Genomic DNA, 16,335 nt, shown 5'->3' with positions numbered 1-16,335 from the left:
GGAGTGGTGCTAAAACATGCCCGGCTCGAGAGTGCCGGACGTTCTTGATTTTCTTATTGATCGAAACTCGTCAAGGAGCGTTACCAGCTGGCTGTAGCGTTGTCGAATTCTACGTCCATATGGAGATAGTTTTTTCTGGTCTATGTTTACGTATTTTCTAAGTAGATAAGGATCAGAAATGACATCGTTGCCGATGATCAATACTTTGACAACCAACTTGTCAAAGTAGTTAACTATTTCAAATTTAAGTTCATTCATGATTTCCGTCATGAGTTCAAGCATCTTTTCGTATGTAACAGGTTCACCTTTATATTTTCTGTAACGAAGATCTTCAAGGATGCGTACCTTTCGTGCCTGTTGAATATGACCGTATCGAGACCATACTTCTTGATGCAACGAGTAGTGTTCATTGAAAACATTATAATGCTCTGGGGCGAGAAGGTAACCATCTAATACTCTAACGAGTTGAGAGTAGTATTCGTCAGTGTAGTCAACAATGCGATGCATATGTTTTGAAAGCCATGTGTAGAGAACTTTAAGGCGATTTTCAGGGGTATCTGTGTTTCTGATGATTTCGTTGCGTTTGTAGTTGATCGGCATGCGATATTCGCCACGTACGATATCGTTGAGTTGCAGAATCATGTTTTGGATATTCTGGATAATATTGAGTGAGTCAATGACTTCGCCTGTGATCGGATGAATGACTTCTTGCCGAAGAACAGAGAGTGCACGATCTTCACGAACGTTTTTGGGGCTATACTCATGTTGTTGGTATATGACACGTAGAATTACGACCCGTTTTTTAGGGTCGACTAAAAAGCCTCGTTCTTTGAGTAGAGTAATAGTATCTTTTTGATTCTCATTAACTTGAACTAGTGCGATTTTTTCAATGCGAGGATACTTCTTGATCCTTTTGGGGGTATCAGGAGGCGGTGTCATCATAGTTGTGATTGTTCTGTCGCTCTGCCCAAGTACTCGAACAATAAAGCGTTCGCCAGATCGCAATAAACGGATGGCAAACATGGCAGATGATGTCCGACGTTCAGAAACAATAGGGAATCCATGCAATTCCATCATGAACTGATACACAAACAAGCGATTGCACTCATACATCAAGCTGTTGCCGGGCTTAAATTTTCCGATTCTAAGCCCAAATTGTTTAAGTTCGCTGTCCAAGTTTGATGGCAGTGATGCGTACATCCCTTGAAGTGTGAATTTACCGTTTGGATCAAGGGCCAGAACGTGAGCGCGCTCAAGTTCTAAAAGAAATTCAAGCATCTCTCCGTAGTTGTCCATTGTCGTGATGTCTGAGCTATCAAATTCTTTAAGAAAATCTGTATGATGGCGCTTGGGGAGTCGGCTTTGAAATGTTCGAATATTAGTAGCGATAACGTTTTCTTCAACACCACACGCCTCGCTCCCTTTGTCGTGCATGTCTTCCCACTCAGAAAGGGCATGTAGCGCATCATACTGAAACACTTCTTGAAATGAATTGAGTTGTCTTTCAAATACAACCAAACTCATTCCCGGAAGAGCCTTGTATTCATAAAGGTCTACTTCGAATGAAGGAAGTAATTCACGAGCCTCTACAAGTGGGTAGTCATCGACTTCAAAGTACGGTTTTAATAGGCAGTATTTGATGTGGCAGAAGTCAAGAAATTTCTTGAGCTTTTCTATTGTGCTCACATTTGTTGCCGGGGAATTTTTTTTGCCGTATTTTTCAAAGTCAGGCGCTTTACTGAACGCTTTTTTCCACATGCCACTAATCCGTATTCCTGTTGGAGTTCACTCCAATCAAAACAATGTACCTATAATCTTAACCATATATACTCATCTTGGTCGGATTACAACGATTATAACACGATAGAGATGTTGTGAAAAAGTGAACCTCATTTGTGATAACGAGATAAAGGCGTAGTATTCTTTTAACAATCAGCCTGAATAATTGACACTATAAGGGCGATTGGCTAATGTTTTCTGGCTTACTATTTGATCTGTGGCAAAGATACGAGGGGGTGCGATGAAAAAGAAGGATCAGTGTCCTAGGGCGAAAATCAACGAGCAATACTGTACCTGTACTTACAGTTGCGATAAGCACGGCATTTGCTGTGAGTGTCTTCATTACCATCGTCAGCGTGGTGAATTGCCGGGGTGTTATTTTACAAAAGAAGAAGAACGGACCTACAATCGATCTGTTGAGTTCTTTATTCAGCGGAGGGCTTAGTATCTCAGGTCAGTTTAAGAAATAAAGGCGGTTTTACCGCCTTTTTTCATGGAGGCAACATGGCTTTATACAATGAGAAAAAGTTCTGTGATGATCTTGTATATATATTAGGTAAAGCAGGAAATATTGTAATCGATGCATCCACGCAGGCTAAGAAAGTTAGGCATAAGGGAAGAATCGATCTAGTTACTGAGACAGATATTGCTGTTGAAGAAATGCTTAAAGAAGAGTTGTCCCGCCTGTTGCCTGGCTCTGACTTTCTTGCAGAGGAGTCCGCCAAGGATACCCCCTTAGGAGAATTCACTTGGATTATAGACCCCGTTGATGGCACAACGAATTTTGCACATGGTCTACCCATGGTCGCCACTTCGGTAGGGCTATGGCACAACAATCGTGTAGTGTTAGGGCTTGTTAATTTGCCTCTGATGGGGGAGTTGTTTTTTGCAGTCGAAGGCCATGGAGCTTTTTTGAATGAAAAACCGATTCGGGTATCCCGAGTGACGACTATGGAGGAGGCTTTGTTGGCAACAGGGTTTCCGTATGCAATTGATGACCACCTAGACACGATTCTTAAGCAATTAAAATCGTTGCTTCCAATCACTCAGGGGATTCGTAGACCGGGGGCTGCGGCACTTGATTTGGCATACGTTGCATGTGGAAGGTATGATGGTTTTTACGAAAGTGCGCTTAATCCGTGGGACACTGCAGCAGGTATATTGCTAATTCAAGAAGCTGGAGGGATGGTTTCTGAGTATGAGTCGGGAGAGCCATACTCATTTGAATCTAAGTCCATCATGGCTACCAATGGATTAATTCATAAAGAACTCAGTTGTTTGCTTTGTAGGGTTTAAGCCGTCAGTAGGCCTGCTTCCCACAAAGTTACTAGGTTGGGCGTAAGTAATTCTCTAAATTCTTTGACAAGACAGGTTAGTTCCTCTCTTGAAAAGTAGTATCCTTCAGACACTTCGTTTTCATTAGGGATGATTGATTGAGTGTTTTTGGGAATTGAAAAAATAGTGACATGCTCGAAGCCTGTTTCAGGGCAAGCGGGAAGAGATCGGATTAATTGAGGGCTTTCAACTTCTAGTTGAAGTTTGGTTCGTAGAATACGTTGAGCTGCATCGAGAGAGGACTCTCCAATCAAGGGGTGAGTACGAGCTGACACATCCCAACGATTTGGGTAAAAGCTTTTATTTTTTGTTCTTTTTTGCAAGAAGATTTTTTTCTTTGGATTGAAGATAAGGATCTGTACAGACCTATGTTTCAGCATCTGGCGGTGAACCAGGTCTTTGGGAAGGACTGCCAAAGGGCGGTTGTTGTCGTCCACAATCTCAATGAACTCGGTGCTGTCAATTTTTTTTGAAGTATTTTTAGTAATAATAGTCATGTCAGCGGAAATCTTTGATTTGATTATAAAGAAAGTATACACTTATTGCTTATACATTTCCAGTGTGGGGAAATGATGAGAAGGATACTATGTCTGGTCAGGTGATACAACTGAAGGCTTCAGACTTGGATGATCTAATAAAACTGGAGAAATCTTGTTTTGATTACCATTGGAGTCGTGATCAGTTTCTTATGGGCCTTGAGAGGGGCGTGTTTAAGATCCTCGGCGTTCGTGAAGATGCCCGTCTTGTCGGGTATATTGCGATTTCTCTAATCGAGGATGAAATGGAAATTCTCAATCTAGCTGTTCATACTGATTACCGAAAGCGAGGTTTGGCCAAGGCCCTTTTGAAACGTGCTTTTGAGATTTGTACTAAGAAGGGAATTGTAAAGAGTTTTCTAGATGTAAAGATATCAAACACTCCGGCCATAGATTTGTATAAAAAATTTGGATATGTGCAAGTTGGTGTTCGAAAGAGGTATTATCCAGATACCAAAGAGGATGCTTTGTTATTCCGATGTGATTTTGCTACAGGCTAACTTTCTTTTGTTGAGGAACATATGAAATTTATTGATCAAATTGACATTCAAGGTAAGAAACTCTTATTCCGTGTGGATTTTAACGTCCCTCAGGATGAAACTGGTGCTATTACGGACGATAACCGTATTCAGGCGGCACTTCCTACTCTGAAGTATGCGTTGGAGAAAGGGGCTTCAGTTATATTGTGTGCACATCTTGGCAAACCTAAGGGGAAAGTTGTGCAGGAGTTGACATTAGCTCCAGTTGCCCAAAGAACTTCTCAGCTTCTCGGTGTTGACGTTCCTCTTGCCCCAAACACTGTAGGGAGAGAGGCTTTGGAGATGGCTGCATCATTAAAACCTGGCCAAGTTATGATGTTGGAAAATCTACGCTTTAATCCTGAGGAGACTGGTAAGACTCAAGAGGATCGAGGAGATTTTGGAAGCAAGCTGGCATCCATGGCTGACATCTATGTAAATGATGCTTTTGGGGTGGCGCATCGAGTTAATTCTTCTGTGGTGGATGTACCGAAGCATGCCAAAATGTGTTGTGGTGGTTTTCTTTTAAAGAAGGAAGTTGAATTTCTTGGTGACGCTCTTGCTGATCCTAGACGACCTTATGTCTGTGTGTCGGGCGGGGCAAAAGTTTCCACCAAGCTAGGAATATTGAATAACCTTCTTGGAAAAGTAGATGACATCATCATCGGCGGAGCCATGGCTAACACTTTCCTTCTCGCAAAAGGCTTGAATGTTGGCAAATCTCTGGTTGAAGAAGAGTTAGTGGACGCTGCTCGCAATATTATAGAGAAGTCAGAGAAGATGGGATCCAAGTTGCATTTGCCAACTGACTTCAAGTATGCAGCTACGCATACCGCCACTGAACCTGATGGTGTATGCGATGCAGATAGTATTCCTGCAGAAGCTATGGTTCTTGATATTGGACCAGAGTCAGCGAAGGACTTTGTTGCTGTACTTAAGCGTTCTAAAACGATTGTCTGGAATGGCCCTATGGGGCTTTTTGAGACACCGGCATTCGCAGAGGCTTCGTTTGATGTATGTCGAGCTATAGCTGAGATGGACGATGCTGTGAGTATCGTTGGGGGCGGCGATACAGATGCGGTGGTTCATTTGTTACACCTTGCAGATAAATTTAGTTTTATATCTACCGGTGGTGGGTCTTTCCTTGAATTTCTTGAAGGAAAAGAATTGCCTGCATTTAAGGCATTAAAGGAGTGCAACCGATGAAAAAATTGATGGCTGCGAACTGGAAGATGTTTAAGACTTGGGATGAAGCTCGGGCTACAGCACAAGAACTGGTTGACTTGGCTGCTGCCAAGTTGCCTGGAGATCGCGAGGTGCTTGTATTCCCTCAATTCACAGCTCTTAAAGGAGTAGCTGACGTCTTCCAAGGTATTGATGGTTTCTCGGTCGGCGGGCAGGATTATTACATAAAGGAAGAGGGCGCTTATACTGGTGAGATCTCTCCGAAGATGCTTGAGTCTGTGGGGGCCGTGTATGGGCTGACTGGCCACTCAGAACGTCGACATGTCCTTGGCGAGGATGATGAGTATATTGGGGCAAAGACGTCTTATGGTTTAGAGTCCGGTCTTAAGGTTGTCTTCTGCATTGGTGAAAAGATCGAGGATCGAAAGGCTGGGCGTGTTGAAGAGGTGCTAGAGCATCAGATACGTGTTGGCTTAAAGAATGTTCCGATCAATATCGATCCGGAAAATCTGAGTATTGCTTATGAACCTGTTTGGGCGATTGGTACCGGGGAAGTCGCTGGTCCAGAAGAAATATTGGAAGCTCATGCTTTTACTAGAAAAATTCTTATTTCAATCTTTGGAGAAAAGGCTAATGAAATGAGAGTGTTATACGGTGGAAGTGTGAAGCCTGCTAATTGCGCAGAGATTATTGCGCTTGACAATGTCGACGGAGTATTGGTAGGAGGCGCGAGCTTGGAGGGCGAAAGCTTTTCTCAGATTGTTTTAGCCTGATCCAAAGCAAAGAAAAACGAGTCAGACGAAGGATAAGATTTTGGAAACTTTAGTAATTGTGATTCATGTTATCGCTTGCGTTTTCTTGATCGGTGCTGTAATGCTTCAGTCCGGTCACGAAGGGATGGGAGTCATTTTCGGAGGCGGAAGTTCTACCATGTTTGGTAGTACCGGTGCCGGAGGACTTCTCGTCAAGGTCACTGCAGGCTTGGCTACTGTTTTCCTTGTGACTTCCCTGACCTACAATGTCCTGACTGGTAACAAGGTCACTGATCAGAATTCCCTGATGCTGCAAGGTGAAGGTGTGGTTCAGCCGATAGTTCCTGCAGACCAGCAGAAGCCGGGTGTTCAGTTCAAGGATACTGGAGACGACGCCAAGAGCGAATAGCTCTGAGCATATAGTGCCGAGGTGGTGGAATTGGTAGACACGCTGTCTTGAGGGGGCAGTGGAAGAAATTCCGTGGGGGTTCGAATCCCCCCCTCGGCACCACGAAATCAAAAAGCCGTAATCCGTTAGGATTACGGCTTTTTTGCGTGAGTATGTTCATGACCAATTGTTGATAGCCAGATAGCTCCTCTGGGGCGCTGGAAGGCTCAAAGGCAAGAGGGGACGAATCTCGCTGTTGATTTGCGTAGGAGGTATGTGAGGTTTGGAAGATGACGTTGATTTACGTAGTGAAAAGTCTCGTTTATACCTGTGTTCTGAGGACAGAGGTTGGCAGTTCGTCATATTAAGTTAGGCTCAAACAGTTTTCTGTTTTTGTGTACAAATAATTGGTATATTTAGTTTTTTTTGACTAATCTATTCGCCCTTAATTGATAATAAAAAAAAATTTAGAAAAACTCCAAATTTTAGTTGACTTTTATGCGGATTCATTAGAAATATTCCTTCCTCGCAAGGACGCCGAGGTGGTGGAATTGGTAGACACGCTGTCTTGAGGGGGCAGTGGAAGAAATTCCGTGGGGGTTCGAATCCCCCCCTCGGCACCACGAAAAGAATAAGGGCTGCAGATAAATCTGCAGCCCTTTCTTTTTGGTTTACAACTATTGGTCATTAATCTGTTCTGTTAAAAAATGGGCTTGATGGCGAGGTGGAGAAAGACGTACTTATATGTCAATGTATACAGACAAATTCGATTCTTAGATTGTTTTGGAGAAATGGATGTCCCAATTGAATGTGTATAATGCTTTAGCAATTATCCTGCTGTTGCTCCCACTTGTTTGCCCAAAGCAATCAGACGCTGCTTCTTCATTTGGCACTAGGCAGTCATTGGAGCTTGTTGTTACGGTGACAGCAGTTGGGCTGGGAGGGGTATTAGAAGGCGAGAAGTCCCATATAAAGCAAATAGAAGTTGTTTCTAAGTATATTAGCCCGATTCGTTTCTTTTCAGACTCATCTGGGTATTTCTTTGTTTATGACGACAAAGGCACCTGTGTTGCGCACGCTACTCAACCCAAACTTATTGGTCGCAATTTATATGACTTGCAGGATGAAAATGGGCAGTATGTGATTAGGGAGATCCTTTCTGTTGGGAATAGCGGAGGAGGATTTATTGAGTACAACTGGAAAAAACCGGATTCAAATGAAACTCATGACAAGGTGGTTTATGTAGCCCCGATACCAGGGACGAGATTGTTCATTGGATCAGGTATTTATTTTTCGAGTCTTAATCACTAAGATATGAAAATAGACAAAACAAAATCCCCAGCAACACCGTTGCTGGGGATTTTGTTTTGTTGGGTAAGCTTTAGAATGGGTACACTAATGCCGAGCTTTGATTTGATGAGGGCTTACCCATCTTTTTATCAATTGCATTGATGCGGGCCTTGGCTGCCTCACGTTGTTCTTTACGATCTGCACGTTTGACTACAGTTGTTAGTAGTCTTTTAGCTGTGTCGTATTTGCCTCGTTTTTCATATATAAGAGAGGCTCGATACATGGCTGTTAGAGCCCATATATTCTCTTGTGGATATTGCCATGCGAGCTTGAGATAATAATCTAAAGCCTCTTCAGTATTCTGCTGAGCCTGCTCCCCTTCGCCCAGCCAGAAGAGAGTCTCTGCTTGCAAGGTTGTAGTCATAGTGGCCTTGTTAGACCACATGGCGAGCAATTGCTCTTTAGCTGCACCAAAATCGCGACGCTGCTGAAAAAGTAAGGCCATACGAAGCCTGGTCATGACGGGGATGTCTACGCCGAGTTCATGCATTTTCTTAAATGTTGTTAATGCACTAGCATTTCGACCGGCGTCCAACTCCAATCGTGTCTTAATGTCAAGCCAGATCATTTTGTTGAATTTGTCCAAATCGTCGCTTTTCACAGAATTGAGATAAAATGCTCCAAGTTGTAGATGCTTACTTTTAACTGCATGGTTGGCGAGATAAAGCAGGCTTTCATTACCAAAGGCCGTTCCATTGAAAAGATAAGCTGCTCGTTTGGCCAAGTCAGGTGAAGCCTTGGTGTCGAATTGCTGTTGCCAGTAGGCGAGCAGTAGTAGTTTGTCTATCGGGTACTCCCTCTGTGAAAGTCTTATAAGTTTGTCTTGCGGTGCACTGATCCAGAAAGGCGCTTCATCGTTTCCGGTTATATTGTGTCCTGCAGCACCAGAAAGAGCCGTGAAAATGGGAGAAATAACATATGACTTGCTTGGTTCTGTCGGAAGGACAATGTTCAAGCTATCCTTGAACTGAATGATACCAGCAAGTTGTAACGCTAAGGGAAGATTTCGCTTTTCAAGTTGACCCCACGTGGAGGAAGCGTTGATAAAATCACCGGTAAACAAGGAAAGTGCCAGTTTGAAATTGTTTAATAAGGTTGCTGTTTGCTCTGAGATCAACATGGAGCCAAGTTCATTATTAATTGATTTGGCAGCTTCACCAGGAGTCATGGAAAGAATGTTGTTGCGGAATTTAGTCCAGGGGCCGGAGTCTGGATTGCCCAGAAGCCAACTAGTGCGAGAAGTAGAGTAGGGGGCTAGTAAATTCCCCTGCCAAAAAGCACTTGCTTTTAAGTAGTTACTATCAATAAGAGGTGTAAGTGATTCCGGGAGTTGGCCATCTTCAATGAATTGGATGACAGTGATCCAGAAGAAGCGAACTGGGGCCTGCTGGATTTCAGACACAAACTGATGGGCTTCTTTGAATTTCTCAAGTGAAGTTGCAGCTAAAGCTCTTACGATCAAGTCCGTATCAGCCTGTGAAATGAAAGGCTGAATCGGCTGTCCATTTTCATTCAGTTGTGTTGGAGGAATTGGAGAGGGCGATTCTTCTGAATTATCTTGATTCATAATGGATACCGTTTTTTGCCAATATTTATCTCCCCACACTTTCATACCAATATCAGCAATTTTAGCTAGTGCACCATGTTGAGCATCTCGCGACAGGCTGTAGTTCGCAGTGTGTGCCCAGTACATCCTTAACCATACGTCTTTCCAGATTTCTTCAAGTCCTGGTTCAGACCTAAATAGTGTACTTAACTCATTGCTGTTTTCCACATGTGATGCAGCTTGGGTAAACCACAGGACTGACTTGGTTAGGTCTCCTAGGGCTCGGTGGGCTTGTCCGCCAAGCCATAGACGATTTGCTTCAGTAGCATTGTCGTCAAATGTAGGTGTCATCTCTACGATTTCAAGGGCTTCCTTTGGAGAATTGAGGTTGAGATAGACCTTAACACGTTTGAGAATAGTTTCTGGGGCATCTTTATCTTGCTCTTGAGAGTATTCCTTCTCAAGTTGATCCCATGCGCCGTATTTTTGGAGCCATTCTTCGAACTTTAGAGTCTGTTTTTGAGCAAATGCTGTCGTTGCAAAGAGAAAAATGGTGCACAGCAGGGGGATGAAGCCAATATGGATAGTTTTTTTCATAAGTAGAATTATTGTTTGTTGTGGTTGTGGACTCAGAATTCTTACCAGTAGGGCTAGAAACATACAACGGGCGTTTTACCTTCCACATTAATAATCTGATTCTGAATTCAATTTTATGGTTAGCATTAAAATTTGAAAATGTGGAAATTTCGACTTTACAATGATTTTTCTTACTTTGTTATGTTAAAAGTTTACATAATTTACATTATGAGACAGTAGTATATGGTGCTGTAATTAATTGATATAAATCTTAAAGCTTGTGCAGTTAGAATGATTCCCGATAAGCGATCGATTTTTTGTATCTGTTCTGAGGATATTTAATAGCAGCTTGCAAGGTTTGGATTCCGATAGTTAGCTAAACTCCCTCTGAGGCTAAATATGGAAGAATCACTACATCGTATGTTTTTTGCAAAATGCTCATTTGTGACGTGTAATACTATTCCACAGAATTGATTCAATCTTCTTAAAGCATAAAAAAAGGCCCCGTTTAGGGGCCTTGATGAGACGTCTTTGGAAGATCTGTCTATTCGGTCTCTTCGTTGACTGTGGTCGCTTCAAGTTGCTTGAGGTATTTGTCTCGGCATTCGTAGGAGCAAAAGACATGTACTTTCTCCCCTTCCTTAACCCGAATGCTTCCGTCCTTCTCGACATACGTGCCGCAGATAGGGTCTTTTGCCATTTCTCCGGAAGCCGCCCTTTTTTTGGTCGTTTCGGTTTTTTCCATTTCTCGTTTTTTCTTGTCGCCCATGAAGAGTTTGTAGACGAGAAATAAGGCTACGCCGATGACAATGAATTTCAGCATGAAGCGCTCCGTTTTCTGTTAATCTTGCCAAATCTTATTGTCTTCCATGCGGTAATCGATGGCATTAAGTGCCTCATCAATATGTGTTCCGTCGGGAAAGACGAAGTCTGGTTCTACTTCTTTCAGTGGTATGAGGACAAATGCCCTTTCTTTTGCGCGCGGGTGTGGCAGGGTCAGGAAATCGCTTTCCAACTCTAAGTCACCCCATGCAATGATATCCATATCCAAAGGCCTAGGGCCACCTGGCTCCTGCCTTTGACGCCCCATTTTGGCCTCAATAGCAGTGCAGGTAGACAGGAATCCCGAAGGAGCCCAAATCTCTGCATCGATTTCCAGCTTGATTATCTGGTTTGTGAACCAGGGTTGATCTTTAATCTCCCCTTGAGGCTCAGTCAGGTAAGTGTGCGAAAACGATTTCAGAGTTATCTCGTCGCCATATTCTTCTAACAACGTCAGTGCGTAGTTCAGGTTCTCTTCGGGGTCGCCCTGGTTGGAACCGAGACTGACGTAGCAGTTTACAGTTTCGATATCCTGGATACCGCCTCCTCGAGCAGATCGTTATTAACGGTCAGGGAAATGCGGAAATAGCCTTCCCCGGGGGCCCCGAAGCCCTGGCCGGGAGTCAGCACGACGCCTGTCTGTTTCAGGACGTTGGTGACAAATTCGGACGAGGTGTATCCTTCGGGAGTGTTGCACCACATATAGAAAGCAGCGTCCGGAACACGGTGTTTGATGCCTACTTTGGTCAGTGCGGCGGAAACAACGTCTCGGCGCTCCTTGTAGATTGCGCGAAATTTCTCGGCGTACGGTTCTCCCTTCTGGAGTGCAGCAATTCCAGCTTCCTGAACGGCCTGGAAGATACCAGAATCTACGTTTTCCTTGATCTTGCCAAGCCCTGCGATGAGGTCTTTGTTTCCCACAGCCATTCCAATACGCCATCCGGTCATATTGTAAGTTTTGGACAGTGAGTGGAACTCAATGCATACGTCCTTGGCTCCTTCGCATTCCAAGATGGAAATGGGCTTGTTGGACGGATCGTAGTATATTTCAGTGTATGCGGCGTCGGAGACAACTATTACGTTGAACTCTTTTGCCTTTTCAATCAGACGATCGTAAAAGTCTTTGGTGGCGGTCGCTGCTGTTGGGTTGTTCGGATAGCAGACGAAAATCATTTTTGCCTTGGCCCAGGTGTCGTCGGAAATAGCATCCAGGTCGACAAGAAAGTCATTTTCTTCTAGCAGCGGCAGGTACTCTACTTCACCGCCGGCAAAGCTAGTGGCGATACCGTATACCGGGTAATTAGGAGTGGCGATGAGAGCCAGGTCGCCAGGATTTATATACGCCAGTGGGAAGTGAGCGATGCCTTCTTTCGATCCGATCAGGCTAACGACCTCCGTTTCGGCGTTGAGGTCCACGTTAAAGCGTTGTTTGTACCAATCGGCAACAGCTTGACGGTAAGACATCATACCTACATATGAAGGATACTGATGGTTAACGGATTTCTTGGCACCTTCGTACAGGGCGTCTATGATGAAATCCGGGGTCGGCAGATCAGGATCGCCGATGCCAAGGCTAATGATGTCCATTCCCTGGGCGGCAACTTCGGCCTTGGCCTTATCGATGGCTGCAAAAAGGTATGGGGGCAGCGTAGAAAGACGGTCGGCAAGCTTGAAATCAGACATTGTAAAGACTCTCCTTAAATTCACTCTGATAGAGCACTTGTCATAAATGGGGTAAGACCGCGTGTCAATGCGACATTGCGCTTTGGGCGGCACCTTGTTAGCTAACAATATACGATGTTTATTTTACGATTATCCATCCTGAACATTTGATTTTCATATTGTCTAATTCATTTTGCGTATCAATCCATAAACAGAATACAAAGGCCAGAGCTAAATTCATGCCTGACAAAGATAAAAACGCTCTACTCTCCCATCGCTGGGTGGATCGTTATCTAGAGCATATTCTAATAGAAAAGGGATTGTCTGAGAACAGTCTTGCCAGTTATTCACAGGATCTGACCTCCCTACTCGCCTTTCTTCAAGACAAATCCTTCAGGTTGGAAGAGTTATCAGATAAAACGCTCTTTTTTTATCTCACATATTTGAGGGCCAAGGGGTTGAAAAGTAGATCGCTGGCTAGACATCTTTCTACTCTGCGTGGCTTTTTTACTTTTGCTATGGATGAGCGGTGGTACAAAGAGGATCCTGGCCATTTGTTGGAAAATCCTAAACTTCCGAAAAAACTTCCGGAATTTCTGACGCGTAATGAAGTCTCCCGCATACTCGCCTTGCCCGATATTAGTACAAAGCTTGGTATGCGTGACAAGGCAATGCTGGAATTGCTTTACGCGGCGGGACTACGTGTGTCCGAATTGATTCAAATGAAGGTTTTGGACTACGATGCCCAAGTCGGTATTTTGAAAATATTCGGCAAGGGGGCGAAAGAGCGATTGGTGCCTATTCATTTCACCGCCCAAGATATCTTGAATCGTTATGTGGAAGAGATTCGCCCTACTTTCAAGCCAACAGAGGACCGCATGTTTCTTAATCGCTCCGGCAAAGGATTAACCCGTCAGGGAGTGTGGAAATTGATCAAGAAATTTGCCGAGAAAGCCGATATAAAACGGAGTATCTCACCCCATACTTTCCGCCATTCCTTTGCTACACACCTTCTTGAAGGTGGCGCAGATCTGCGAACCGTTCAGCTATTGCTCGGGCATTCAGATATCACTGCAACAGAGATATATACGCATATCCAAGCAGGAAGACTTAAAGCTATGCATCAAGAATTTCATCCTCGGTCTGGAATGTAAGGATAGAACAGGACATTATGTCAAATAATCAAAAAACACCTCGTATTACGGCCCCTATTGTCATCACTTCACACGCCAATGCTGATTTTGATGCTTTGGCCAGCATTGTCGCAGCTAGTAAAATTTATCCCGGAGCAACATTAGTCTTTCCAGGTAGTCAGGAAAAAAATCTGCGAAATTTTTTTATTCAAAGCACAACGTATCTTTTTAATTTCAAAATGTTCAAGGATATTGATCCGAAAAGTGTCGAGCTACTAGTCGTTTGTGATACTCGACAGCGGTCTCGTATTTCGCATGTCCGGCCGATTCTTGAAAACCAAAATTTGAAAATTCATCTTTATGATCATCATCCGGATACAGATGATGATCTTGCTGCTGACAAGACTGTTTACCGGGACTGGGGTTCGACCACCACGATCATTACATCAATAATTAAGGAACAAGGAATCTCATTGAATACCGAAGAGGCAACTCTGTTTGGTTTGGGGATTTATGAAGATACCGGTTCCTTTGGCTTTAATACGACTACGCCTGAAGATTTTGAGGCTGCTGGTTGGCTTAAAGGTCAGGGAATGGATATAGAGGTTATTAAAGATCTATTATCTCATGAAATGTCAGCTGAACAAGTAACTAATCTTGGTGAGTTACTACAAAATGCACATACTTATGATATTCATGGTGTTGATGTTGTAATTACTGAAATTTCTACAGATAAATTTGTCCCTGATTTTGCTCTTTTGGTTCATAAACTCATGGATATGGAAGATATTGGGGTCGCATTTGCTCTCGGGCGTATGGCTGATCGTATTCACGTGGTTGCACGCTCCAAAAATCCCGATGTTAATGTTGGACAAATCTGCTCATCCATGGGCGGTGGAGGCCATGCCGCTGCGGCTTCAGCAACTGTAAAGGAAAAGACATTGGCTGAAGTCAGAGATGATTTGTTTGCTTTGTTATACTCTCAGGTGAACCCACAAATTGTGGTTGAGAGCCTTATGTCCAAGCCCGCAATTGCCATTGAAGACAGTCATTCTCTAAGCGAAGCTGTAGAGATGATGACAAGATATGGGCTCAAAGATGTGCCTGTCGTTGGCAAAAGTACTCGCAAGTGTGTGGGGATTATTGGGCAGGCCACTGCGGATAAAGCGGTTGCCCATGGTTTAGGAGATATGGGAGTCGACGAGTATATGAGTCGTTCTTTTGAATCGGTGGACTCGAACACAGAGCTCTATAGGGTTATGGAAATCATACTAGGGAATCGTCAGCGTATGCTTCCTGTGGTTGAGCATGGTGAGATTATAGGTGTTATCACCCGTACTGATCTCATGAATATGCTAATCGAAGAGCCTGCACGCATCCCTGAATCCCTGATGCCAGATAGACGACGCGAGCGGAATATTGCTTCAATGGTTAATAACCGACTGCCGCAAAATATGCTCGACCTCTTAAAAGAGGCTGGCAGTTTAGGTAAAGAACTAGGGTGGGAAGTATATGCCGTAGGTGGCTTTGTTCGTGATATTTTATTGGGGCGTTCTAATCTGGATCTTGACCTTGTTGTAGAGGGGGATGGAATCCATTTTGCCAAGAAGTTGGTTGCCAAGTTGGGGGGGCGTGTTAAGGCGCATCATAAGTTTAAGACTGCGGTAACAATTCTTCCGGATGGTCAACGTGTTGATGTCGCCACAGCCCGTCTTGAATACTATGAATATCCGGCTGCCCTACCAACTGTAGAGCTTTCTTCCATTAAAATGGATCTTTACAGAAGAGATTTTACGGTCAACGCTTTGGCTCTTCGATTGAATCCTGGAAGATATGGTCAATTGGTCGACTTTTTTGGCGCAGAGCGTGATATTCGTAATAAGACAATACGTGTACTGCATTCATTGAGCTTTGTAGAGGATCCCACTCGAATCCTTAGGGCTATTAGGTTTGAGCGTCGATTTGATTTTCAGATTGGTGGTCAAACTATGCGCCTAATTAAAAATGCCATGAATCTTGAATTATTCAGCAAGCTGTCTGGCACCAGAGTAATGCATGAATTACAGCTTATCGTAAATGAGGGCGATCCGTTAGCTTGTCTAAACCGGGTTGGTGAACTTGGTATTATGAAGGCAATCCATCCTTTGTTGGAACTGACAAGGGATCGAATTCATGTACTGACTGAGCTATCTAAGGTGCATAGTTGGTACAAATTGCTTTATCTTGAGCCAGAAGTGGTTCCTTGGAAGCTCTATTTTCTTGGGATGACCATGGGAATTAAACGTGAGCAGATTACGCAAGTTACTGATCGGTTGCATTTTACTAAACGTGAGGAGCGTGATTTCCTTCAGTTGCGTGATATGATCGGTGATGCGCTTATGAAGCTTATGGGATGGCGTGAGGGCAAATCTAAACTGAGCAAGTTGTTTGCCATCTTACACCCAATTCCTGTCGAGGGTGTCCTTTTTCTTATGGCTCGGAGTCGAAAGGAACATATTCGTAGAAATATATCTCAGTATCTTTCTCGGTTGCGTTATATGACCATTGAAATTGATGGAAATGATTTATTGCATTTGGGAATAGAACCGGGGCCGGTCTATTCAAAGATTCTGAATAAAGTCATGGCTGCTAAGATTGATGGTGTCGTAGAAACAAAAGATGAGCAGGTAAAACTTGCAAATCAAGTGCATAAGGATTTTATAAATCACAACTCGGAAAGTGCTGGTTAATTGGCGTTTCATGCTTGCCCTGCG

The 16,335-nt window shown here is 43.7% G+C and carries 15 protein-coding genes and 2 tRNA genes; 11 read left to right on the top strand and 6 right to left on the bottom strand.

Features of this window, described 5'->3' with window-relative positions:
- Nucleotides 1–9: 9 nt before the first annotated feature.
- Nucleotides 10–1,758, bottom strand: a complete 1,749-nt coding sequence (locus HFN16_RS15565; RefSeq protein ID WP_210772208.1) for a hypothetical protein — start codon at nt 1,756–1,758, stop codon at nt 10–12.
- A gap of 262 nt (nt 1,759–2,020) precedes the next feature.
- On the opposite strand from HFN16_RS15565, the gene HFN16_RS18935 reads away from it, so the two are divergent.
- Together HFN16_RS18935 and HFN16_RS15560 are read left to right on the top strand one after the other, a co-directional pair.
- Nucleotides 2,021–2,224 carry a DUF6485 family protein gene (locus tag HFN16_RS18935; RefSeq protein ID WP_247648358.1) on the top strand — a complete coding sequence of 68 codons (204 nt, stop codon included), beginning with the start codon at nt 2,021–2,023 and terminating at the stop codon, nt 2,222–2,224.
- Between the two features lie 59 nt (nt 2,225–2,283).
- Nucleotides 2,284–3,075, top strand: a complete 792-nt coding sequence (locus HFN16_RS15560; RefSeq protein WP_168891631.1) for an inositol monophosphatase family protein — start codon at nt 2,284–2,286, stop codon at nt 3,073–3,075.
- On the opposite strand, the gene HFN16_RS15555 is transcribed toward HFN16_RS15560, so the two are convergent.
- Nucleotides 3,072–3,611: an NUDIX domain-containing protein gene (locus HFN16_RS15555; RefSeq protein WP_168891630.1), complete on the bottom strand. Its 540-nt coding sequence runs from the start codon at nt 3,609–3,611 to the stop codon at nt 3,072–3,074. The two genes, HFN16_RS15560 and HFN16_RS15555, sit on opposite strands and share 4 nt — an antisense overlap.
- 89 nt (nt 3,612–3,700) lie before the next feature.
- Between HFN16_RS15555 and rimI the strand changes: the two genes are divergently transcribed.
- The 7 genes from rimI to HFN16_RS15520 all read left to right on the top strand — a co-directional run bounded on the left by rimI (nt 3,701) and on the right by HFN16_RS15520 (nt 7,804).
- Nucleotides 3,701–4,150 (top strand): ribosomal protein S18-alanine N-acetyltransferase, encoded by a 450-nt coding sequence (gene rimI, locus HFN16_RS15550; RefSeq protein WP_168891629.1) that lies wholly within the window; start codon nt 3,701–3,703, stop codon nt 4,148–4,150.
- Between the two features lie 21 nt (nt 4,151–4,171).
- Complete coding sequence (locus HFN16_RS15545) at nt 4,172–5,374, top strand: phosphoglycerate kinase (protein WP_168891628.1); 1,203 nt, start codon at nt 4,172–4,174, stop codon at nt 5,372–5,374.
- Nucleotides 5,371–6,126 (top strand): triose-phosphate isomerase, encoded by a 756-nt coding sequence (gene tpiA / locus HFN16_RS15540; protein WP_168891627.1) that lies wholly within the window; start codon nt 5,371–5,373, stop codon nt 6,124–6,126. Before HFN16_RS15545 ends, tpiA begins: the two co-directional genes overlap by 4 nt.
- Before the next feature lie 40 nt (nt 6,127–6,166).
- Nucleotides 6,167–6,514 (top strand): preprotein translocase subunit SecG, encoded by a 348-nt coding sequence (gene secG, locus HFN16_RS15535; protein ID WP_168891626.1) that lies wholly within the window; start codon nt 6,167–6,169, stop codon nt 6,512–6,514.
- 15 nt (nt 6,515–6,529) lie between these two features.
- Nucleotides 6,530–6,616: transfer RNA gene (locus HFN16_RS15530), tRNA-Leu, on the top strand.
- Nucleotides 6,617–7,029: 413 nt separating this feature from the next.
- Nucleotides 7,030–7,116, top strand: a tRNA-Leu gene (locus tag HFN16_RS15525).
- Nucleotides 7,117–7,288: 172 nt separating this feature from the next.
- Nucleotides 7,289–7,804: a cache domain-containing protein gene (locus HFN16_RS15520; RefSeq protein WP_168891625.1), complete on the top strand. Its 516-nt coding sequence runs from the start codon at nt 7,289–7,291 to the stop codon at nt 7,802–7,804.
- A 70-nt stretch (nt 7,805–7,874) separates the two neighbouring features.
- On the opposite strand, the gene HFN16_RS15515 is transcribed toward HFN16_RS15520, so the two are convergent.
- The 4 genes from HFN16_RS15515 to HFN16_RS15500 all read right to left on the bottom strand — a co-directional run bounded on the left by HFN16_RS15515 (nt 7,875) and on the right by HFN16_RS15500 (nt 12,470).
- Nucleotides 7,875–9,986, bottom strand: a complete 2,112-nt coding sequence (locus HFN16_RS15515; protein ID WP_168891624.1) for a tetratricopeptide repeat protein — start codon at nt 9,984–9,986, stop codon at nt 7,875–7,877.
- Between the two features lie 523 nt (nt 9,987–10,509).
- Nucleotides 10,510–10,788, bottom strand: coding sequence for a transcriptional regulator (locus HFN16_RS15510; protein ID WP_168891623.1), 279 nt, complete (start codon nt 10,786–10,788; stop codon nt 10,510–10,512).
- 18 nt (nt 10,789–10,806) lie between these two features.
- The gene (gene folK / locus HFN16_RS15505; RefSeq protein ID WP_247648357.1) at nt 10,807–11,238 is read right to left on the bottom strand and encodes a 2-amino-4-hydroxy-6-hydroxymethyldihydropteridine diphosphokinase; all 432 of its coding nucleotides are present in this window, start codon (nt 11,236–11,238) and stop codon (nt 10,807–10,809) included.
- A 65-nt stretch (nt 11,239–11,303) separates the two neighbouring features.
- Nucleotides 11,304–12,470 carry an LL-diaminopimelate aminotransferase gene (locus tag HFN16_RS15500; protein WP_168891622.1) on the bottom strand — a complete coding sequence of 389 codons (1,167 nt, stop codon included), beginning with the start codon at nt 12,468–12,470 and terminating at the stop codon, nt 11,304–11,306.
- Nucleotides 12,471–12,688: 218 nt separating this feature from the next.
- Here HFN16_RS15500 and xerD point away from each other — a divergent pair, with 218 nt between their 5' ends.
- Together xerD and HFN16_RS15490 are read left to right on the top strand one after the other, a co-directional pair.
- Nucleotides 12,689–13,603 (top strand): site-specific tyrosine recombinase XerD, encoded by a 915-nt coding sequence (xerD, locus tag HFN16_RS15495; RefSeq protein WP_168891621.1) that lies wholly within the window; start codon nt 12,689–12,691, stop codon nt 13,601–13,603.
- Between the two features lie 17 nt (nt 13,604–13,620).
- The gene (locus tag HFN16_RS15490) at nt 13,621–16,311 is read left to right on the top strand and encodes a CBS domain-containing protein (RefSeq protein ID WP_168891620.1); all 2,691 of its coding nucleotides are present in this window, start codon (nt 13,621–13,623) and stop codon (nt 16,309–16,311) included.
- Nucleotides 16,312–16,335: the final 24 nt, after the last annotated feature.

This window comes from Pseudodesulfovibrio sp. zrk46 (genome assembly GCF_012516435.1).
GTDB lineage: Bacteria > Desulfobacterota > Desulfovibrionia > Desulfovibrionales > Desulfovibrionaceae > Pseudodesulfovibrio.
Note: the sequence above shows the minus strand (reverse complement) of the source record. Positions and strands in the feature narration are given on the sequence as shown.